Source organism: Streptomyces sp. NPDC046915, assembly GCF_040644935.1.
GTDB lineage: Bacteria > Actinomycetota > Actinomycetes > Streptomycetales > Streptomycetaceae > Streptomyces.
This window is the reverse complement of sequence record NZ_JBEYXB010000029.1, coordinates 1-20,637: the sequence shown is the minus strand read 5'-3', so window position 1 is coordinate 20,637 and position 20,637 is coordinate 1. Positions and strand designations below refer to the sequence as shown.

At 70.0% G+C, this 20,637-nt stretch carries 19 protein-coding genes and 2 pseudogenes; 10 read left to right on the top strand and 11 right to left on the bottom strand.

Translation table 11 applies throughout. The annotated features are described in order from the left end of the window. The first annotated feature begins 191 nt into the window (after nt 1-191). Nucleotides 192-1,904 carry a CocE/NonD family hydrolase gene (locus ABZ915_RS43000; protein WP_361815051.1) on the top strand — a complete coding sequence of 571 codons (1,713 nt, stop codon included), beginning with the start codon at nt 192-194 and terminating at the stop codon, nt 1,902-1,904. A 21-nt stretch (nt 1,905-1,925) separates the two neighbouring features. Here ABZ915_RS43000 and ABZ915_RS42995 read toward each other — a convergent pair whose 3' ends face one another. Continuing rightward, complete coding sequence (locus tag ABZ915_RS42995) at nt 1,926-4,310, bottom strand: glycoside hydrolase family 44 protein (RefSeq protein ID WP_361815048.1); 2,385 nt, start codon at nt 4,308-4,310, stop codon at nt 1,926-1,928. A gap of 253 nt (nt 4,311-4,563) precedes the next feature. Then, on the bottom strand, nt 4,564-5,004 hold the full coding sequence (locus ABZ915_RS42990) for a hypothetical protein (protein WP_361815045.1): 441 nt from the start codon (nt 5,002-5,004) through the stop codon (nt 4,564-4,566). Between the two features lie 211 nt (nt 5,005-5,215). Here ABZ915_RS42990 and ABZ915_RS42985 point away from each other — a divergent pair, with 211 nt between their 5' ends. After that, nucleotides 5,216-5,569 (top strand): hypothetical protein, encoded by a 354-nt coding sequence (locus tag ABZ915_RS42985; protein WP_361815042.1) that lies wholly within the window; start codon nt 5,216-5,218, stop codon nt 5,567-5,569. 119 nt (nt 5,570-5,688) lie between these two features. Here the strand turns inward: ABZ915_RS42985 and ABZ915_RS42980 are convergent, their stop codons facing one another. The 4 genes from ABZ915_RS42980 to ABZ915_RS42965 all read right to left on the bottom strand — a co-directional run bounded on the left by ABZ915_RS42980 (nt 5,689) and on the right by ABZ915_RS42965 (nt 8,520). After that, on the bottom strand, nt 5,689-6,132 hold the full coding sequence (locus tag ABZ915_RS42980; protein WP_361815039.1) for a MarR family transcriptional regulator: 444 nt from the start codon (nt 6,130-6,132) through the stop codon (nt 5,689-5,691). Nucleotides 6,133-6,211: 79 nt separating this feature from the next. Further along, nucleotides 6,212-7,018, bottom strand: coding sequence for an ABC transporter permease (locus tag ABZ915_RS42975; protein WP_361815036.1), 807 nt, complete (start codon nt 7,016-7,018; stop codon nt 6,212-6,214). Beyond that, nucleotides 7,015-7,962 (bottom strand): ABC transporter ATP-binding protein, encoded by a 948-nt coding sequence (locus tag ABZ915_RS42970; RefSeq protein ID WP_361815033.1) that lies wholly within the window; start codon nt 7,960-7,962, stop codon nt 7,015-7,017. Before ABZ915_RS42970 ends, ABZ915_RS42975 begins: the two co-directional genes overlap by 4 nt. 36 nt (nt 7,963-7,998) lie before the next feature. Further along, entirely contained in the window at nt 7,999-8,520 is a 522-nt protein-coding gene (locus ABZ915_RS42965; RefSeq protein ID WP_361815030.1) for a YceI family protein, read from the bottom strand. A 177-nt stretch (nt 8,521-8,697) separates the two neighbouring features. Here ABZ915_RS42965 and ABZ915_RS42960 point away from each other — a divergent pair, with 177 nt between their 5' ends. After that, entirely contained in the window at nt 8,698-9,912 is a 1,215-nt protein-coding gene (locus ABZ915_RS42960) for a histidine kinase (protein WP_361815027.1), read from the top strand. Beyond that, nucleotides 9,909-10,565: a response regulator transcription factor gene (locus ABZ915_RS42955; protein ID WP_361815024.1), complete on the top strand. Its 657-nt coding sequence runs from the start codon at nt 9,909-9,911 to the stop codon at nt 10,563-10,565. The genes ABZ915_RS42960 and ABZ915_RS42955 overlap by 4 nt, the downstream gene beginning before the upstream one ends. Here ABZ915_RS42955 and ABZ915_RS42950 read toward each other — a convergent pair. Next, the gene (locus ABZ915_RS42950) at nt 10,562-11,368 is read right to left on the bottom strand and encodes an alpha/beta hydrolase (protein ID WP_361815021.1); all 807 of its coding nucleotides are present in this window, start codon (nt 11,366-11,368) and stop codon (nt 10,562-10,564) included. The genes ABZ915_RS42955 and ABZ915_RS42950 overlap by 4 nt on opposite strands. On the opposite strand from ABZ915_RS42950, the gene ABZ915_RS42945 reads away from it, so the two are divergent. Then, a complete protein-coding gene (locus tag ABZ915_RS42945; RefSeq protein WP_361815018.1) occupies nt 11,340-11,768 on the top strand; it encodes a hypothetical protein in 429 nt (142 codons plus the stop codon). The two genes, ABZ915_RS42950 and ABZ915_RS42945, sit on opposite strands and share 29 nt — an antisense overlap. 255 nt (nt 11,769-12,023) lie before the next feature. After that, nucleotides 12,024-13,040, top strand: a complete 1,017-nt coding sequence (locus ABZ915_RS42940) for a Gfo/Idh/MocA family oxidoreductase (RefSeq protein WP_361815015.1) — start codon at nt 12,024-12,026, stop codon at nt 13,038-13,040. 166 nt (nt 13,041-13,206) lie between these two features. Here the strand turns inward: ABZ915_RS42940 and ABZ915_RS42935 are convergent, their stop codons facing one another. The 4 genes from ABZ915_RS42935 to ABZ915_RS42920 form a co-directional block, all read right to left on the bottom strand. Continuing rightward, nucleotides 13,207-14,004, bottom strand: a complete 798-nt coding sequence (locus ABZ915_RS42935) for an ATP-binding cassette domain-containing protein (RefSeq protein WP_361815012.1) — start codon at nt 14,002-14,004, stop codon at nt 13,207-13,209. 2 nt (nt 14,005-14,006) lie between these two features. Further along, a complete protein-coding gene (locus ABZ915_RS42930) occupies nt 14,007-15,071 on the bottom strand; it encodes an ABC transporter permease (protein WP_361815009.1) in 1,065 nt (354 codons plus the stop codon). 96 nt (nt 15,072-15,167) lie between these two features. Next, the gene (locus tag ABZ915_RS42925; RefSeq protein WP_361815006.1) at nt 15,168-16,256 is read right to left on the bottom strand and encodes a sugar ABC transporter substrate-binding protein; all 1,089 of its coding nucleotides are present in this window, start codon (nt 16,254-16,256) and stop codon (nt 15,168-15,170) included. A gap of 444 nt (nt 16,257-16,700) precedes the next feature. Further along, nucleotides 16,701-17,711, bottom strand: a complete 1,011-nt coding sequence (locus tag ABZ915_RS42920; RefSeq protein WP_361815233.1) for a LacI family DNA-binding transcriptional regulator — start codon at nt 17,709-17,711, stop codon at nt 16,701-16,703. A 217-nt stretch (nt 17,712-17,928) separates the two neighbouring features. Between ABZ915_RS42920 and ABZ915_RS42915 the strand changes: the two genes are divergently transcribed. The 4 genes and pseudogenes from ABZ915_RS42915 to ABZ915_RS42900 all read left to right on the top strand — a co-directional run. Then, nucleotides 17,929-19,110 carry a Gfo/Idh/MocA family oxidoreductase gene (locus ABZ915_RS42915; RefSeq protein WP_361815003.1) on the top strand — a complete coding sequence of 394 codons (1,182 nt, stop codon included), beginning with the start codon at nt 17,929-17,931 and terminating at the stop codon, nt 19,108-19,110. A 55-nt stretch (nt 19,111-19,165) separates the two neighbouring features. Further along, nucleotides 19,166-20,179 carry a sugar phosphate isomerase/epimerase gene (locus ABZ915_RS42910; protein WP_361815000.1) on the top strand — a complete coding sequence of 338 codons (1,014 nt, stop codon included), beginning with the start codon at nt 19,166-19,168 and terminating at the stop codon, nt 20,177-20,179. Further along, a pseudogene (locus tag ABZ915_RS42905) lies at nt 20,176-20,397 on the top strand (SDR family NAD(P)-dependent oxidoreductase); the annotation flags it as partial. The gene ABZ915_RS42910 and the pseudogene ABZ915_RS42905, both read left to right, overlap by 4 nt. 133 nt (nt 20,398-20,530) lie before the next feature. Further along, nucleotides 20,531-20,637 (top strand): annotated as a pseudogene (locus ABZ915_RS42900) (sugar phosphate isomerase/epimerase); the annotation flags it as partial.

The following is a 20,637-nucleotide window of genomic DNA, read 5'->3' as shown; positions in this document are numbered from 1 at the left end:
ATGTGCCTCCCTGGTGATCCGTGATCCGAGCATCAGACGGGCTGAAGCATCGCACACCACGACGATCGGACTCCTGATGCCCGGCTTTTGTTTGTCGGTATTGAAAATCTAATACAGCGGTGCCACTGTGTGCGAATCCGTCGGGCTGCCCGCCCGCGACTCCACCCCACGACAGCATGTGAGGCTGCCCCGTGAACGTGCCTTTCGAGACCGTCACGCCCGCACCCGTCGACCCCTCCGCCCTGCCGTTCCGGGTCCGGATGCGGGACGGCGTCCGCCTGGCCACCGACGTCTACCTCCCCGACGGCGACGCGGTCGACGAGCCCGGCCCGACCATCCTGGTCCGGCTGCCGTACGACAAGTCGGGGACGTACGCCTCGATGCCGCTCATCGCCCGGTACCTGACCCGGCGCGGCTACCGCGTCGCCGTCCAGGACGTGCGGGGCAAGTTCCGCTCCGAGGGCGAGACCCTGCTGTTCGTCAACGAGGTCCACGACGGCTACGACACCATCGAGTGGATCACCCATCAGTCCTGGTCCGACGGGATCATCGGCATGTGGGGTGACTCGTACTACGGCTACACCCAGTGGGCCGCCGTGGCGGGCGGGCACCGCGCGCTGCGCGCCATCGCGCCCCGCGTGACCGGCACCGAACTCGGCCAGGTCGTCGACAACGCCGACGGCACGCGGGACGTCGAAATGGGCATCCACCTGGGCTACATGGCCACGCACTACGTGGGCCCCGACACCTACGAATGGGAGCCGGACCCCGGCCGCCGCCCGCTGATAGCCCCGTTCGAGGAGTTCTTCCGGACCCTCGGGCGCCGCTCACCCTCCTTCGACGTGGCCTTCCCCCAGGAGGTCCGGCTGCGCCGCTGGCCGGAGGGGCACCCCTTCGACCACCGCGCCGTCCCCGTCCTGCACACCGTCGGCTGGTACGACAACTGCGCCCCCTGGCACTGGCGGGACATCGAGGAACTCGCTCGCCGCTCCGACTGGGCGAACCAGCAGTACCTGCTGATCGACGCGATCGACCACGAGAACTACCACCTGTCGGGCGCACCGTACGACGACGGGTCGCGCGACCACGCGTTCCACCAGGAGGCGTTCCGCGCTCTCCTGCCCGGCTACCTCGACCCCGCCCTGGACTTCTTCGACGTCTTCCTGCGGCACCGAGGCAGTGCCGCCGACCTGCCGCGCGTGCGCTGGTACCTCGTCCACGGGGAGGAGGGCGACTTCCGTACGGGGACGGTCTGGCCGCCGGCCGGCAGCCGGGCGCTCACCCTGCATCTGGCCGCCGGGACAGAAGCCCCCGACGGGAACACCCCCGGTCTGCTCAGCCCGGCCCCGCCCGAGGGCACCGGCACGGCGAGCTGGATCCACGACCCCGGGGACCCGGTGCCCTCGGCCGCCCCCAACGCCTTCGCCTACCTGCATACCAACCCGCGTCTGCACGACTGGTCCAAGCGCGACGACGTCCTGGTCTTCGACGCCGAACCGACCGAGGCTCCGCTCGACCTGGCAGGCCCGGTCTCCCTTCAGCTGACACTCTCCACGACCGGGCCCTCCACCGATCTCTTCGCCAAGCTGCTGGACGTCCACCCGGACGGCGAGGCCGAACTCGTCGCCCACGGCCGCGTGCACATCGACACGCCGGGCCGGCGCCTGACGCTGTCCCTCGGACACGTCGGATACCGGCTCCGCCCCGGCCATCGGCTGCGCCTGCACCTCCACAGCAGCGACTTCCCCGAGTTCGTGCTCCACCCGGGCACCGACGAGAACCCCTGGCTCGCGATCGGTGGCGCACGCACGACCCAGCGGATCCCGCTCGGCGGTGCCGAAGGCGCACTGCTCACACTCACGGCCATGTCTCCGGAACGTCAGGAGCACTCGGGCGAGGCGTAGTGCGACGGCACGACCGGACCGTCAGCGCACGGCGTGCCTGCCGGGCGCATGTCCGACCGCCGCCGTGACGCGTGCCGCCGCCGCGGTGCCGGGGGCCGTGCACGACTTGCCGTTGAGGGTGAAGCCCTTGGGTACGGCGTTCGTGCCCGTGTAGGCGCCGTTGAAGCCGACGCCGACGGAGGCACCCGTGCCCAGGGCGGCGTTCCAGCCGGCGTCCTTGACGGTCACCGCGGTGCCGCTCTGGCTCCAGGTGCCGTTCCAGCCCTGGGTGACCTTCTGGTTGCCGGTGAAGGTGAAGCCGAGCTGCCAGCCGTCGAGAGCGGTGCCCTTGTTGGTGATCGTGACGGCGGCGGTGAAGCCGGTGCCCCAGTCGTTGATCACCTTGTAGTCGACCGTGCAGGCGGAGGCCGGGGCGGCCGCCGTCGTCACCCGCAGCGGGGACGACGGCGGGGAACTGCGGCCGGCGGTGTCCTTGGCCACGACCCGGAAGGTGTAGGTGGTGGACGGCGACAGGCCGGTGACGGTGGCCGAGGTGGCCGGTGCGTCGACCGTGGCGACCGGTGCGGTCGTGGCCGGGTCGCCGGAGTACACCTGGTAGCTCGCCACCGGGGAGGAACCGGCGGTGGAGGCCGTCCAGCTCAGCGTCGCCCGGTCCGAGCCTGCGGACGTGGCGGTCGGGGTGCCGGGGGCGGAGGGCGGTGTGGCCGTGGAGGACCCGGCGGGCAGCACGTACTCGGTGATGGAGTACGCGGGGAAGGTGGCGGTGAAGGCGCCGCCGGACACCGGCTGGTCGGCCAGGTGCTTGATCGCGGTGGTGTCGTCCTGCCCGTAGCGGTAGACCTGTGCGGCCGAGGCCGGTGCGGTACGGCCGGTCACCGACACGGGCGCGGTGAGGTCGCCGGTGGTCTTGTTCACGACGATCATCGTCAGCGCGTGGTCGGAGCCGCGTTCCGCCGCGTAGACGGCGAGCTTGTCCTGGTCGGCGCTGGCCGCGTGCACCGAGGTGTCGCCGAAGGAGCCGCCGTTGCCGTCGTAGTTCCGGTACATCCGGAAGGCGAAGGCCCCGGGGTCGGTGGACTTGGGCGGGTCCCACAGGGTGGCCAGGTCCAGGCCCTCCCGCCCGAAGATACCGAGGACGTCGGCCTGGGCGAGCCCACCGTCGATCTTGTCCAGGGCACCCCAGTTGTACTCGGTGATGGCGAGCTTGGTGCCGGGGTAATCGGCGTCGACGAGGGAGCGCATCCGCGGGATGAACTGGACGGCCTGGTTGATCCAGCTCTCGTCCACGTACGTCGGGTCCCACAGCTGCCGGGTGGAGCGCAGCCGCAGCGCCTGGGTCGCGGCGTCGTCGCTGCCGCCGAACACCCCGGACTGCTGCGGGTAGATGTGCTCGTCGAAGTAGTCGAGGATGCGGCGGCCGCGGGTCTGCTCGTACGCCTTCATCTGCTGGAGGTACCAGGGGGCGAACTGGACTCCGCCGTGGGCGGCCCGGTCCGGCGGGTTGGACCAGCAGTCGCCGCCCTGCTCGTTGCAGGTCTTCTGGTCGAGGCCCGAGTAGATCAGGGAGTTGAAGCCCCAGCCGACCGGGCCGAGGGTCTGCGCGGCCGGGTCGGCGTCCTTGACGGCGGCCGCGGTGGCGTACGTCGTGTCGCGGATCTCGTCGTAGCCGGGTCCGGTCGGGTGCACGTCCCGATGGGTGCTCCACCACAGGTCGGGCTCGTTGTCGAGGTTGTAGAACCGCACCCCGCCGTCGTTCGCGGCGCCGTAGGTCTTGTCCAGGTACTGCACCCAGCCCTTGGTGAAGTCGGCGCCTATGGCGGTGCTGGTGTCGGCCGGGTCGTTGCCGCTCACCTTCGTGCCGTCGGTCTTCACGCCGTTGCCGCAGTCGGGCCGCCACTGGGCGTCGCTGCCCTGCTGGGCTCCGTACTTGGCGATGCCGAAGCCGCAGGCGCTGTTGCGGGCCGCGGTCGTCCAGCCGGCCATCGGCACGGTCATGACGGTGTCGGTGCCGGTGCGGCGGTTCTGCTCGACGAACTTGTCGGCTTCCGAGCCGTCCGGCAGCTTCGAGGTGTCGTTGTTGTAGTACAGGTTCTCGAAGTACCAGTCGGCGCCCGCGTTGTAGGCGTCGAGCTTGTAGTTGTAGCGGGTCGTGGCGTTGCCGCCCCACCGGCGGACCGGCAGCCGCAGCTCGGCGGCCAGGGGCTCGTCGGCGAAGTTCATGCCGTAGATGTGCGGATCGATGGCGCGGCGGCCGGTGGTGGCGTCGACGCTGAGCGCGGGGCCGTCACCGGCCGCGGCGGCCCGCGGCGCCGCGACCGGTGAGGCGGTCGCCACGGCGGGCACGGCCGTCGGGCCGGCTCCGGCCATCAGCAGGACCACGGCCGCGAGCACGGCTCTCGAAGTCATGCGCATGATCACCTTCCCTGCGGCCACGCGGCAAGGGGCCTGGCCGCCCGGGCGGGCGGTGCCGCACGACCTGGACGTGGGGGACGACGGGGGTGCGCGGAGCAGGCGTGCGTGTGCGGTGGGGGGAGCCGGTACGCGGGGAGCGCACCCGACATGGGAGCGCTCCCACAGTCTTCACATGGTCAGCGACCTTCGAGGCGGTGTCAACCTTCCGGACACGGACCGTCGGGACATGGCCGTTGCGGACGGCGGCTCAGGCCGCGACGGCGACGCGCGAGGCGAGGTCCCGGCCTGCGGCCTTGTAGGCGGGCGGGAAGGTGAGCTTCAGGCCCTGCTCCTGCCCCTCGACGGTGAGTACCGTCTGCACTCCCAGGCCGAGCAACGCCTTGCTCACCGGGGCGGCGGACATCAACTCGCGCGGCAGGGCGATGAGCAGCTTGCCCGGTCGGCCCGTCGTGGTCTTCGCGTCGAAGAACAGCAGACGCCGGTCGGTGAGCGCCCAGTACATGGGACGCGGCTGCACCGTGGCGATGACCGTGCCCGCGGTGAGGACGCCGACCAGCGCGGTGGTCATCACCCGGCGCTTCACGGAGACGGAGCCGACCTTGGCCAGAGAGGTGAGTTCGACCTGCTCGCCCTCGGCGAGCAGGGGCGCGACGGACTGAAGCAATTGCTGCCTGCGCCTGTTGTTCATGATTGTCCTTGCGGTCTTCCATTGGCACGTATGTGCGCCGTGCCGGTGCGCGTGGGAGGCGCAAGTGAGTGTATGTGTAATGTTTCTGTTCCGAACAAAATCCTGGCCATGGGCTGGCAAGATCGTCGCCCACAACCATGACACTTGTCATGCGCAGCACTGGACGGCGGACACTGCGGGACCAAGTGCCTCCGCCTGTACGGTCCCTCCCATGACGAAGAGCGACGGGGACAACCCGCAGAAGACCGATGTCAAGGTCAGCCTCCTCGGGGGGCACCGCCTGGACGGAGCCACGCTCCATGAGCGGACCCTCACCGCGTCCCTCATCGGCGGCGCCGACGTCGACCTCACGGACATCGACATCCCCGACGGCGCCGAACTGCGCATCACCAAGCTGAGCCTGATCGGCGGCGTCAGCCTCAAGGTCCGCCCCGAGGTCCGGGTGGAGGTCCACGGGCTGCGCCTGGGCGGCGTGAAGGACGACGGTCCGAGCGAGCCGGGCGGCCCGACGGTCCGCATCGACGCCTGGGGCCTCCTCGGCGGCGTCACCGTGCACCGCGCATAGTCACAGCGGCGGCGGCGACCACCGCGGCGGTCCATGACTGGCTCATGACGGACAAAGCGCGCCCGGAGAAGCCCCGCGCGTAATCCTCATCCGACGCCACAGCCCGGGTGACCACCAAGTCACGACGTCTTCCTGTCGAGGGAAGTCGGGGTGCCGCAGCGCTCGTTGCCGTCGGTCAGGTCGTCTCGCACCAGGACGAGGAGCTGTGTCAGCCGCGAGCGCTGGGAGTCGTTCAGCGAGCGGAAGAGCTCGTCCTCGACTTCCTGCTGGGCGGCTGCCGCGGTGCGCAGCCGCTGCCGGCCCGTTTCGGTCAGCACCACCAGGTGACGGCGCCGATCACGGGGATCAAGCGTGCGCGTCACCAGCCCGTCGGCCTCCAGGGGGTTGAGCTGCGTGACGAGCACGCTGGCCGCGGTGTCCGTCTCGGCGGCCAGGTCGGTCTGGGCCAGCGGGCCACGATCGTGGAGCAGCCCGAGGATGTGGAACTGCCGTGGCGTGAGGCCGTTGGCGGTGTGGGCGTCCCTCAGGCGACGCATGGCCTCGTGCCCGAGGAGGGCGAGCATGAGGCCGGGGCTGTCGCGGTGCTCGCACCGTCTCGGCCGACGGCGGCCTTCTCCCCACCCTCTGACGAAGCATGACCCCTCACTCGGCACGTGGGGCCCAGCGGAACCGTCGGACGGCCACCGCGGCGCCGGCCGCCCCCCACAGCAGCAGGACGCCGTAGTCCTGCCAGGGCAGACCGGCGTGGTGTGTCGTGAAGGCGCGGAGCAGGGCGTCGTTGAACGGTTTCACGGGCAGCGCGCCGGCGATGTCGTTCAGCGCGGCGGAGTGGATCGGCATGTAGGTGCCGGAGATGAACACGAGCGGGAACAGCACGAGTTGCACGACCGAAGGCGCCGCCTCCGCGTTGCGGATCAGTGAGGCCACCGCGACGGCGAGGGTGCAGAAGGCGGCCGCGCCGAGCACCACGGAGACCGCGAGCGCGGGCCACTGCGAGGCGGCGGGCAGCGGGACGCCGTAGAGCCTGCCGACCGCCGCGATGAGCAGGACGTCGGCGACGCTCACGAGGATGCAGTGCGCCAGCAGACCCACGAAGTACGCGGAGGCGGACAGGGGGGTGGCCCGGACCCGCTTCAGTATTCCGCTCTGCCGTCGCGTCGCGAGCACGATCGCCAACTGGCTGTAGCAGGAGCCCAGCACGGACACCGCGGCGATCGTGGACACGTAGTACTGGAGAGCGGATCGCCCGTAGTAGAACTCGCTCTTGCCGATGTCGCCGAACAGCCCGCCGAAGATCGTCATGACCACGACCGGGAACACGAACGTGAAGAACGCGCTCTGCGGATTGCGCCAGAACGACAGCTGCTCGTAGCGGATCTGATGGCACAGCAGGCGCAGGCCACGGTTCGACGGCCGCCCGGCCGCGGTGCGGGGAGCGGTGAGGCTCACGGTGTGCTCCTGTCCGGCGTGTGCTTCGGCGCGTCGTGGTGGTGGTCGGTCAGGCGCAGGTAGACGTCCTCCAGGCTCGGCCGGTCGATCCTCAGCCCGGCGAGCACGGTGTTGCGGCGCAGCGCCCAGTCGGTGAGCCGGTGCAGCGTCACCGTCGGTTCCGCGGACTCGACGGTGACCAGGCCGTCCTGGTCCTGGCAGGGCGTGGCGGCAACGGGCAGATCGGCTACGGTCGTTGCGGGCGGCAGCGCGAAGCGGATCAGGGCCCGTGCGCTGTCGCGTCCGCCCAGGGTCGCGGGGGTCCCCTCGGCCACGATCCGTCCGTCGGCGATCACCGCCAGCCGGTCGGCCAGTTCCTGCGCCTCCTCCATGGAGTGGGTGGTGAGCAGGATGGTGGTTCCCGCGTCGCGCAGGTCCCGTATCACCTGCCAGGCGCCCCGGCGGGCGTTCGGGTCGAATCCGGTCGTCGGCTCGTCGAGGAAGAGCAGACTGGGGTTGCCGATCAGGCCGAGGGCGAGATCCAGGCGGCGCTTCTGGCCGCCGGAGAGCGTCCGGACCTTCTTCTTCTCCAGCCCGGCGAGATCGACCAGGCCGATCACCTCGTCGATGTCGCGGGGCGCGGGGTAGTAGCCCGCGTTGCGGGCGATCGTCTCGCGGACGGTGAGATAGGGCTCGACCGCGATGTCCTGGAGCACCAGCCCGATCCGCTCGCGCAGGGTGCGCTCGGTGGCCTTCTCTCCCGGGTCCAGACCGAGCACGTCGACCCGGCCGGAGTCGCGGCCCCGGAACCCCTCCAGGATCTCCATGGTGGTGGTCTTGCCCGCCCCGTTGCGGCCGAGCAGCGCGAAGATCTCCCCGTGCTCGACGGTGAAGCTCACCCCGCGCACCGCCGGTACGGTGCCGTACCGCTTGTGCAGGCCTTCCACCACCACCGCGTCAGTCATGGCCGCCTCCCGACGCTCGGTACGCGCCCCTCGGTGTCAGGTGCGGACGCAACGGATCTCCAATGTCAGATCGAGATGGCGACCGGCCATGCCACGAGCGGCGGTCACACCGAACTCGGTGCGGTCGACCTGTGTGGTGGCGTGGACGGTGAAGGCATCCGCGAGCACCTCGCAGCGCGCGATCGAAAGGCGTGCCGGCCGGAAGGCTCCGCAGACGGTCAGCGTGCCCGAGACCGTGGTCCTGGTGGCGTCCACCCGGTCGGAGGCGAAGGTGATCAGCGGGTACCGGTCGGTGTCGAGGAACTTCACCGACCGTACGGCGGTGTCCCGTTGGGCGTGGCCGGTGCGGAAACTCGCCGCGTCGACCTCCGCGAGCACACGCGAGGCCGAAAGCGGCTCGGCCACCTCGATGGTGCCACCGTGGACCGAGAAGGAGCCGCGCACCGGCAGAAGGCCGAAAACGTGTCTGCTCTTGAACGAGATGGACGAGTTGTCCGCGTCGATCGTGTAGCGACCGAGCCGGGGAGTCGTCATGGCGGTGTTGCCTGTCGCATCCATGCCCCCATTCCAGGCGGCGCCCGCGCCGCGCGGCAGGGCGAGCGGTTGGTTCCTCACCCGACGAAGGCTTGCTCACGAGGCTCGGCATACGACTTTCGTAGGGGCCGCGCGAGGCGGAGGTATGCGGTCCTGCCGGCCGGGGCGGGGCCGTGAGACGGATGCCCTACGGTAAGCGTCATGAGCGACGACCGGGGGGCGTGTGACGGACCGTGGCACCGCCGGCACCGGCTCGCCGTGGACGTGACGGTCGCGGCCGCCTTCGTGCTGCTCGACACCGGCACGACACTGACCGGCGCCACCTGGTGGCCCGGCCACCCGGGCACGCTCGCCTGGGTCATGCTGGGCGTGCAGGCGCTCGCCTGCGCCTCGCTCGCCCTCCGCCGCATCGCCCCGCTGACCGTCGTCGGCGTGCTCGGCGCGTTCACGCTGGCGGTGACCCTGCTCATCTCACCGGCGGGTGTACTGAAGCCGGCCCACCCGGGCAACGTATGGGCGCCACTGTCCACCATGCTGGCCGCCTACGGCCCGCTGTTCTACCGGCGAAGCCGCCGGACGGCGTACCTCGCGCTCGCCGCGTTCACCCTCGTCGTCATGCGGCCCTGGGATCCGTCCGTCACGAACGTGATGGTCGGGCTGCTGCGTACCGGGGTCGGGCCGTTGCTGGCGCTGTACTTCGATGCCCGCCGCAGGCTGGTGCATGCCCTGGTCGAGCGCGCCGAGCGCGCGGAACGGGAGCGTCATCTGCTGGCCGAGCAGGCCCGCGCCGAAGAACGCGCCCGGCTCGCCGGTGAGATGCACGACGTGGTCACCCACCGGGTGAGCCTGATGGTGCTCCAGGCCGGTGCCCTGAAGGTGACGGCACCGGATGCGGCGACCCGGCAGGCGGCCGAGGAACTCCGCAGCGCGGGCTGCCAGGCGCTGGAGGAACTGCGGGACCTAGTCGGCATTCTGCGCACTGCGCCGCAGGGCGACCAGACCCCCTCGGTGGCGGGCTTCGCCGACCTGGTCGCCGAGTCCGTGGCCGTGGGCATACCGACCGAGCTGATCGAGGAAGGCGACCCGGCGCTGGCCTCACCGGTGGTCGGGCGCACCGCCTACCGCGTGCTGCGCGAGGCGCTGACCAACGTACGCAAGCACGCTCCCGGCGCCCGCGTGCGGGTGCGGGTGGAGTACGACACCGCACACGTGCGGCTGACCGTCCGCAACACTCCCCCGGCCGGCCGGCACCGCAGCGCCCTCGCCGCCACCGGATCCGGTCTGGGCATCGCGCACCTGCGGCAGCGCATCGAGGTGGTGCACGGCACGCTGCGTGCCGGACCCTGTTCGGACGGCGGGTTCAGCCTCGAGGCGACGCTGCCCGCGTTCGTCCCGACCGCACAGACGGAGGTATGAGCGTGGCTCGGGTAGTGGTGGTGGACGACGAGCCCATGGTGTGCGGGTTCCTGCGCACCATTCTCGGCTCCGCCCCGGACATCGAGGTCGTCGGCGAGGCGCACGACGGCGCGGCCGGTATCGAGGCGGTCCGGCGCAGCCGCCCGGACGTCATCCTGATGGATCTGCGCATGCCCGGCATGGACGGGCTGACCGCCATCGAGCGCATCAACGAGCTCGCCGACCCCCCGCACATCGTGGTGCTGACCACCTTCGACGCCGACCAGTACGTGCTGCGGGCGCTGCGCGCCGGGGCGACCGGCTTCCTGGTGAAGTCCACCCCGCCGGAGGAGCTCATCCATCTCGTACGGACCGCCTCCCACGGGCACACCGTCCTGTCGCCCTCCGCCGCCCGCCGGCTCATCGCCGCCTCCACGGACAGCCTCTCGGCCCGTGACCGCGCCCGCGAACTGACCGGCTCACTGACCGAGCGGGAGCTCCAGGTGCTGGCCGGTCTCGGCGAGGGCCTGTCCAACGCCCAGATCGCGGCACGGCTGTACCTCTCCGAGGCCACGATCAAGGGCTACGTCTCACGGATGCTGGACAAACTGGGCTGCGTCAACCGCACCCAGGCCGGGCTTCTCGCTCACGACGCGGGCATCGTCGACGCCTAGGGGTTTTCTTGCATCGCCGGGGTGCGGACGTGCTGGGTGAGGAAGAGGGCCGCGCGGTCCAGTGCGTCGTCGGCCTCGTCGAGGACGCCGGCGAACGACTGGAACACGTGGGGTACGTCGGCGGTGATGTCGAGGACGACGTCGACTCCGGCGGCTCTCGCGCGTGCGGCCATGCGCGTGGAGTCGTCAAGGAGCAACTCGTTGGTGCCCGCCTGAAGGAGCATCGGCGGGAGGCCGGTCGGGTCGGCGAGGACGGCCGGGCTGAGCATGGGTTGGGGCGGGTCCTGCCCCGCGAGGTACATGGCCCCCGTGTACCCCAGGGTCTCGCGCGTGAAGAACGGGTCGAGGCCGGCCTTGGAGTCCATGCTTTCTCCGGTCCGGGTGGCGTCGAGTCCGGGCGAGAACGCCACGATCGCCGCAGGCATCGGGAGGCCCGCGTCGCGGACGGCAAGGCACGTGGTGACGGTGAGGCCACCGTCGGCGGAGTCCCCCGCGAACGCGATGGCCGAAGGGTCTTCGCCGCTGTCGAGCAGTGCCCGGTAGGCGCTCAGCGTGTCTTCGATGGCGGACGGGAACGGGTGCTCGGGAGCGAGCGGAAATTCCAGGGACAAGGCCCTGAACCCGGTCCTGGCCACGAGATTGCCCGTCAGCGACAGCGCGGTGCGGGGTGAACCGCACACGTAGGCGCCGCCATGGAAGTACAGGATCGTCCCTGCGCATGGCCCGTCGGTCGGCTCGACGAGCAGCGCGGGGCGGGGACCGAGCGTCGTGTCCGTGGTGCGGATGCCGTCCGGGACGATCATTTCGGCCATCATCGCCCTGAACCCGGCCCGGATCTCCTCGACCGACCGAGGCCCCTCGGGCCCTGGGCTGCCGCACCATCGCGTCGATCATGGCCCGCTGTTCCCTGCTCATGCACGCGCTGCCGGCCTTCCGGGCCTCTTCGACGACCTCGTCCGCTGCGAGACACGTCCGTACAACGCCCTCAACGAGGCCCTCCGGGAGCGGCACGGCATCGCCACCTCACCGTTCGAGTTCCTGCGCCACCTCCGTGACCACCCCGCGTCCCGCGTGGCGGACCTGGCCGCCGAGTTCGCCATCGGTATCGGAGCGACCAGCGAAGGCATCGGCCGTCTGGAAAACAGGGATGGCTCGTCCGGCAACCGAACCCGTCGGACCGCCGGTCGTCGCTGCTGGCCTTGACCGGCGACGGCCTGCAACTGGTCAACGCGGCGGAGGACACCTTCACCGAACGGCCGGCCGGGCTCGTCGGTGGAACGGGAGCAGATCGGCATGCCCACAGGCTGACACCCGCGGGACTGCCCGAATCCCCGCTGCGACAACCTATTGACATGTCATTTTCCTGGCGGCATCGTACTCGATTTGGAACACTCTTTTAAAGCGCTCTAAGTGCGCACTAAGTGTCCGGGGACGCTTCTTCGAGGAACAGGAACACTCATGACGGTGCGCGTAGGAGTGATCGGGGCCGGCTGGATCGGTCAGGAACACATCCGCCGGCTCACGGAGACCGTGACCGGCGCCCGGGTGACCGCGGTCACCGACATCGACGCCGCCCGCGCGGAGGAGGCGGCCGCCCGGGTGGGCGCCCGAGCACTCTCGACCGGGGCCGAGCTGATCTCGGCGGACGACGTGGACGCCGTGCTCGTCACCTCCTGGGGCCCCACCCACGCCGAGCACGTCCTCGACGCCGTCACGGCCGGGAAGCCGGTGTTCTGCGAGAAGCCCCTCGCGACGACCGCGGAGGACTGCCTGCGCATCGTCGACGCCGAACGCGCCCACGGCCAGCGCCTCGTCCAGGTCGGCTTCATGCGCCGCTACGACCCGGGCTACCGCCAGATGAAGCAGGTCATCGACTCCGGCCGGATCGGCGAGCCGCTGGTGGTGCACTGCGCCCACCGCAACCCGACCGTGCCCGAGTCGTACCACACCGACATGGCCGCGCTCGACTCGGCGGTGCACGAGATCGACGTCCTGCGCTGGCTCCTCGACGACGAGATCGTATCCGCCCAGGTGGTCCTGCCGCGCTCCACGAGCCGCCGGCATCCGCACCTGAAGGACCCGCAGATCATGCTCTTCGAGACCGCGAAGGGCATCCGCATCGATCTTGAGGTCTTCGTCAACTGCCAGTACGGCTACGACATCCAGTGCGAGACCGTCGGCGAGGAGGGGCTCGTCCGACTGCCCGACCCCGCGGCGGTCGGCGTGCGCACCGCCGGGCAACACAGTACGGCGGTCCTCATGGACTGGGTGGGCCGCTTCGTGGACGCCTTCGACACCGAGTTCCGCGAATGGATCGCCGGTATCGCGGCGGGCGAGGAGCCCACGGGCCCGTCCGCCTGGGACGGTTACGCGGCGACCGTCATCTCCAACGCCACGGTCGAGGCACGGCAGTCGGGCCGCATCGTGGCGACGGACATGAAGCCCCGGCCCGCCTTCTACGGCGGCACCGCGTGAAGGCCGGCTGACAAAGAACGACACCGCTCGGCCGTCCGCTCCTGGAAGCAGACGGCCGACGCCGTTTCACCGTGAGGGTGATCGGGCCAGGTGCCCGTCGCGCACGCCGAGAGCCGCCCAGGGCTGGTGCCCTGGGCGGCTCTCGGCGTGGGAGGCCGTGGGACGATCAGGCGGTGGCGTCCGTCTGGAGTTGGGTGAGTTCGGCTTCGAGGTCGGCCATGGCCTCGCCGCCGGCCATCAGGTCGGTGATCTCTTCCCGGGTGCGTTCGCCGTTGCGGAAGTCATCGGCCTTCTGACCGCGGATGAGGACCGCGAAGTGGTCGCCGACCATCATGGCGTGCCGGACGTTGTGGGTGACGAGGATGACCGCGACGCCCTTGGCACGCGCCTGCATGATGATGCGCAGCACGTGGGAGGCCTCCTTCACGCCGAGGGCGGCGGTGGGCTCGTCCAGGATGAGGACGTTGGCGCCGAAGTACACGGCCCGCGCGATCGCCAGGGCCTGGCGCTCACCACCGGACAGGCTGCCGACCAGACGGTTGCCGTCGGTGACCCGCGTGATGCCCAGCGACTGCATCTCGCGTACGGCGATCTCGCCGGCCAGCTTCTTGTCGAACAGCCTGAACGGGCCGAAGCCCTTGGTCGGTTCGGCGCCGACGAAGAAGCAGCGGCCGACCCCCATCAGCGGAAAGGTCCCGCCGAACTGATGCACGGTGGCGATGCCCTCGGCACTGGCGTCGCGGGGACTGTCGAAGGTGACCGGCTTCCCGTTGACCTCGATGGTGCCGGTGGTGGGCTTGTGGAACCCGGAGAGAATCTTGATCAGGGTGGACTTGCCGGCGCCGTTGTCGCCGAGCAGGCACAACACCTTTCCGGCCTCCACCTCGAGCGAGATGTCCTGCAACGCGTGGGTGCCGAGGAAGGACTTGCTGACGTCGGTCAGACGGAGCAGAGGGGTGGTCATGGTCAGGCCTTCTTCGCGGTGCGGGGCTTGTAGGACAGGGCCAGGCGGCGGAAGGTGTTGTTCATCAGCACCGCGGTCAGGATCAGGATGCCGAGGATCAGACTGGCCCAGTCGGAGTTCCAGCCGGTGTAGTAGATGCCCTGGTTGACGATCGCGAACGTCAGCGTCCCCAGCACCACCCCGAACACCGAGCCGTAGCCTCCGGTGAGCAGCACACCGCCGATGACCACGGCGATGATGGAGTTGAAGACGAACGACTGGCCGTTGGCGACCTGCGCGCCGTTGTAGAGGATGGTCTGGATCACCCCGACCAGGGCGGCACCGAACCCGCTCGCCATGTAGAGAGCGATCTTGACACGGTTGACCGGGATGCCGGTGGCGCGGGCGCTTTCCTTGTCACCGCCGATCGCGAAGATCCAGTTGCCGTACTTCATCGCCTGGAGCATCACCGCGACCAGCACCGCCAGCCCGATCCACCAGAAGATCGCGACCTCGAACTGGCCGCCGATCAGCTGCCCGAACAGCGACTTGGACAGCGGGTCGGGACTGATGGGGACGCTGGTGGTGCCGGTCGTGACGCGGGAGAGGCCCAGGGTGAGACCGGCCATGCCGGACAGCGTGGCGAGCGTGACGATCAGGGAATGGACGTTGGTCCGGGTGACGATGATCCCGTTGAGCAGCCCGGTCAGCAGACCCAGGCCGAGCGCGCACACGATGCCGACGATCATCGGGGCGCCCCAGTGCCCGGAGACGATGGCCAGGGTCATCGAACTGCCGGCCAGTACCGAGCCGACGGACACGTCGAGTTCACCGGCGATCATCAACAGGCCGACCGGGATGGCGATGATGCCGAGCTCGGCGGCGATGTTCAGCCAGCTCGCCGCGCCCGAGGGAGCGAGGAACTTCTCCCCGCCGAAGATCGCGAAGAAGACGAAGACACTGATGGTTCCGATGAGCGCGCCGGCCTCGGGACGGTGCCACAGCTGACTCAGCCGGCTCTCGGACTGCTTCGGCTGGACGACGGCTGTCTTCGTCCCGGCCGTCGTGTCGGGAAGTGAGGTTGTCATCGGGATGGTGTCACCTTCGTGGATCCGGATGTGCCGCGAGGCAGGACTCAGGGAGGGGGTGCCGGGTCCGGGCCGGACCCGGCACCGTCGGGTGGGTCAGCGGACGCCGGCCTTGGCGCCGGTGAGCGCCGCGTCGACGTTGTCCTTGGTGACCAGGAGAGGCCCGGTCAGCAGCGGGTTCTGCGGCGGGAGCACGCCGTAGGACAGGTACTGGTTGGCGACCGAGACGACGTAGAAACCTTGCAGGTAGGGCTGCTGGTCGATGGCGAACAGCTGGTTGCCGGCCTTGATCCGGTCGAGCTGGCTCTGCGAGAGGTCGAAGGTTCCCAGCTTGACCTTGCTTCCGACGCCGGCCTGCTTGATCGCGGCGGCGGCGCTGTCGGCGTCCCCGACACCGATCGTCACCACGGCGTCGATGCTGCTGTCCTTCAGCAGCGCGCCCTTGATCGCCTGTGTGACGGCGGACGGGTTGCCGAAGTTGGAGGACGGCAGCGGGAGTTGCTTGGACGAGGAGCCCTTGCTCGTGGCACCGTCCTTGATGCCCTTGCAGCGGGCCTCCTGGTTGGCGGAGCCGGGCACGGTGTTGACGCACAGGATGTGCTTGGCGCCCTCTTCGGCGAACTTGGCCCCGCCCGCCTTGCCCGCCTCGTAGTCGTCCGAGCCGATGTACTTCACCGCGCCGACCTTCTTGGCCGCCTCGACGCCACCGGAGTTGTAGATGAACACCGTGATGCCCTTGGCGATGGCCTGCTTGATCGCGGAGTCCTGGTTCCCGGGCACCCAGTCCGGCACCAGGATCGCCGACGGGTTCTGCGATATGGCCGTCTGCGTCAGCTTCGCGACGTCGGGGCCGAGGTTGTCGTAGTTCGCCGGGCCCAGGTAGGTGACCTTGCCGCCGCCCGCCTTCACCAGCTTCGTCGCGTCCTCGACACCACGCTTGACCGCGGAGAAGAACGGGTCGTCCGACTTGCCACCGATGACGATGATGGAGTTCTTGCCGTTGCTCTTGGCGGCGGCCGCTCCGCCCCCGGCCGGCGCCGTGGACTGCCCCCCGTCGCCGCCCGAGGACTTGCCGCTGGCACACCCGGTCAGCGCGGTGGCCGCCATGGCGAGCAGGCTCACCACGGTCAGGCCTCTTCTGGAGAGACGACGACCGGAAGGCCGCCGGGTTTGCGTGCGTTCCATGTGCTGGGGTGCTCCTTCGTGTGATGCCAGGCGGGGCGTGATCGGAGCCTGGCCTGTCTCGGGGTGTGGTGGTGGATGCGAACCGGCTCGCACGCATGCGCGGGGAGGACCGGCACGCTCGCGGCACCGGGTGTTCCGCTCGATCGGGCACAGCGGTGTCGGCGATGAGTGGAACGGCTCGTCGCGGGGGTATTGCGGCGCCCGTCAGCGCGACGCCGGACTGAGTGGCGGTTAAGGGTTCCGCGATCCTTTAAATCGCTTTAAGTGATGGCCAGAGCATGCTTCTGTTTCGGAAAGGTGTCAAGGTTCTGGTCAGAAATGGACGCCACGCCGTTATTCACTCGCGAAAAGCTGTATCGGCCATGCGTTTGCCGCCCCGCGCGGCCGCACCCCGCGAGCGGCGGGGCACCACGACCAGCTCACGCAAGGCGGTTCGAAACGGGATCAGCGCGGCCGCGCCGTGGTTCCACGAACGACGAGGGAGGGGGCGAGGACGATCTCACGGGGCTCGGTGCGGCCCCGATCAAGGCGTTCGACAGCGGCCAGGACGGCCTGACGGGCCTGCTCCTCGGCGTTCTGGCTGACCGTGGTCAGATCGAAGCAGGTCAGCCGGGACAGGGTGTCGTCGTCATAACCCACGACGGAGACATCGCCGGGGACGTCGACCCCGGCTCGCTGGAAGGCGGTGAGCAGGCCGACGGCGCTGCGGTCGTTGAACGTCACGACGGCGGTCGGCAGTTCGCCGTCGCCGAGGAGATGCCGGCCGGCCTTGTCCCCGGCCTCCTCGGTGACGTCCCCGTGGAGGATCCTGATCTGCGCGTCGAGACCATGGCGGCGCATGGCGCGCCGGTATCCGCGGCGACGGTCGGTGGCGATGACACCCTTCCCGCCGTCGACGTACGCGATCGCGCGGTGACCGAGACCCACCAGGTGGTCGACGATCCGGCCGACTCCGGCGTCGTCAGCGCTGCGTACGACGTCGAGACCGGCCCCGGTGATCCGGCGACCCAGCGAGATGACCGGAGCCTTGCGGTCGAGTTCGGCGAGGACGGAGGCGGGAGCCACCGGACCGATGAGGATCAGCGCCTCACAACGGAAGGCCAGGAGCGTCTCGACTGCCGTGTTCTCGTCACGGGTCCGGGTCTGGGTGCTCAGGACGAGGTCGTAGCCGACCTCCTCGGCGGCCGTGTGCAGGTGCTCGACCAACTCGGCCTGGAAGGCACTGTGGACGTCGATCATGACGCCGAGCAGCCGGCTGCGCCTGCTGGCCAGGGCGCTGGCGGTGCGGTCGGGACGGTAGCCGAGGTCGGCGGCCGCCTTCAGGACTCGCTGCCGGGTGCGTTCACTGGGACCGGGCGCGTTACGCAGTACCAGCGACACCGACGCCGTGGACAGGCCGACGCGCGCGGCGACGTCCTCCAGCCGGGGACGCGGAATCGCACCATTGGCGCCCATGGGGGCAACGGAGCCGAGCTCGTCCACACGACCTCCCGCGTATTTGCGGCAACACCCTTGACATCTGTCTGCGACGCCGCCGATAGTACCAGCACTTAAAGCGTTTTAAACGAGGTAATGGCCGACTGTGCCGGGACGGTACCGGAACCGGGACCCATGACGCTCGGTCCCACGTCCCCCTAGTCACGGTGCGGCGGCGCGCCGGAGAGGAATCACCATGAGCACAAGGCCGATCGGGGTAGCGGTCATCGGAGCCGGAATGGCCGGCCGGGCCCACCTCAACGGCTACCGGCAGGCCGCGACTCTGTACGGCGCCGGACTGCCCGAGGTGCGCCTGGTCGCCGTCGCCGACGCCCACGAGCCCTTCGCCCGCGAGGCCGCCCGCCGCTACGGCTACGAGCGGGCCGAAACGGACTGGCAGGCCATCGTCGAGGCCGACGACATCGACGCCGTCAGCGTCGTGGTCGCCAACCACCTGCACCGCGAGATCGTCGAGGCCCTGCTGGGAGCGGGCAAGCACGTGCTGTGCGAGAAGCCGCTCGCGCCGAGCGTGGCCGACGCCCAGGCCATGGTGGCGGCGGCCGAAGGGACCGGCCTGGTGGCGGCCACCGGCTTCACCTTCCGCCGCTCCCCCGCCGTCAACGCCATTCGGCAGCAGGTGCTCGAAGGCTCGCTCGGGCCGGCCCAGCACTTCAACGGGCACTACTGGTGCGACTACGGCCACAACCCGGACGCGCCCATGAGCTGGCGCTACCGGGGCGGCCCCGGCTCCGGAGCGCTGTCGGACATCGGCAGCCATCTCATCGATCTCGGCGAGTACTTCTGCGGACCGGTGCAGAGCGTGCAGGGGGCCGTGCTGTCCATCCAGGTGCACGAGCGGCCCGTGCCCTTGGGCACCGCGGTCGGGCACTCGGCCGATGTACAGGTGAGCGAGCAGCGTGAGCCCGTCGAGAACGAGGACATCGCCACCTTCACCGCGATATTCGCTTCCGGCGCCGTCGGCACCTTCTCCGTCTCACGCATCGCCCGTGGGCTGGCCAACTCCCTGGGCTTCGAGGTCTTCACCAAGGGAGGCGCGGCGACCTTCGAACTGTCGCGTCCGGCGGAGTTCACCATCGCGGACTCGACGGCCTCCGACCCCGTGGACGGCTACCGACGGGTGGTGGTCGGCCCCGGCCACCCCTACATCGCCGGCGGCCTGCCGATGGACTTCCCCAGCGTCGGCCACGGCCAGCACGAGTTCTTCGTCTGGCAGGCCCGGGCCTTCCTGGAGCAGATCGCGGGCCTGGACCGGCTGCCACCCTGCCCCACCCTCGCCGACGGGCTGCACAACCTGCGCGTCCTCGACGCGGTCGTCGCCTCCGCCGACGCCGGCGGCAAGGCCGTCACCATCCAGTGACCCGACCCGGCTCTCCCCACCTCGACGCCGAAGAGAAGGACTGAGGAAACACACGATGAAGCTGGGCCTCTACAACGCGATCCTGCACGACCGGCCGCTGCCGGAGGCGATCAAGGTCATCGCCGATCTGGGCCTGACGGGCATCGAGATCAACACCGGCGGCTTCCTGCCGGCCATGCACGTGCCGACGCTCGACGACATCCTCGTCAGCGACACCGCACGGGACGACTTCCTCGGCCTCTTCGAGGGCACAGGCGTCTCCATCGCCGGCCTCAACGCCAACGGCAACCCGTTGCACCCGAACCCCGCCATCGGCGAGAAGCACGCCGAAGACGTCCGCCGCTCCATCCGCCTGGCCGAGCGGCTCGGACAGCACCGCGTCGTCACGATGTCGGGCCTGCCCGGCGGCGAGCCCGGCGCCACCCGCCCGAACTGGATCGTCAACGCCTGGAACTCCGCGGCACTGGACGTGCTGGATCACCAATGGAAGATCGTCGCGGACTTCTGGCGCGAGACCGACCGGCTCGCCCGTGACCACGACGTCAAGGTCGCCCTCGAACTGCACCCGCAGAACGTCGTGTTCAACTCCGCCGACGTGCACAAGCTCATCGACCTCACCGGGGCGACCCACGTGGGCGTCGAGCTGGATGCCTCGCACCTGTTCTGGCAGCAGATGGACCCGGTCGCGGTCGTCCGTCACCTCGGCGAGCTCGTCTTCCACGCCGCCGCCAAGGACGTCCGCGTCAACCCCGAGCACGCCGTCCTCAACGGGGTGCTCGACAACAGCTTCCGGCGCCTGTCCCCCGACGAGCCGCGCACCAACCTCGGCGGCGACGAATGGGCCAACGAGTGGCCCAAGAACTCCGCCTGGGACTTCGTCGCCCTCGGCAAGGGGCACGATGTCGCCTACTGGACCGAGTTCCTGCGCGCCCTCCACGAAGTCGACCCGGACATGATGGTCAACATCGAGCACGAGGACACCGAACTCGGTCCGGTCGAGGGCGTCGCCGCGGCCGCCGAAGTACTCAAGGCGGCCGACGCGGCCCTGCGGGAGTCGCTGCCGTCGTGATCACCTGGGCCGCCTGTCCCTACCAGGGGCGGATCGTCCTCGTCACGGGAGCCGGTAACGGCATCGGCCGGGCGACCGCACGTGCGTTCCTCGAGTGGGGAGCGCGCGTGGCGGTCCCCGGCCGCCGTCCGGAGCCACTGCAAGAGGCCGTGGCGGGCTTCGGCTCCGAGCGCGTGCACGTGGTCGACGCCGACGTGACGGACTCCGACCCGCTCGCGGGCGCGGTGGCCGCGACATCGACACCATCGTCGGCTCACCGCGAAGCCCCCGACGACCCAACTCCGGGAACAGGGACGACTACGGCGGCCCCTCGCATCCCACAGCCGATGACACCACCAAGGAGCACTCGACGTGAAGATCGCCCTCGACCCGTACATGATCCGCGACATCCCCCTGCTCGAACTCCCCGCCGTGGTGGCCGAGCTGGGCTACGAATGGATCGAGCTCTCCCCCCGCGA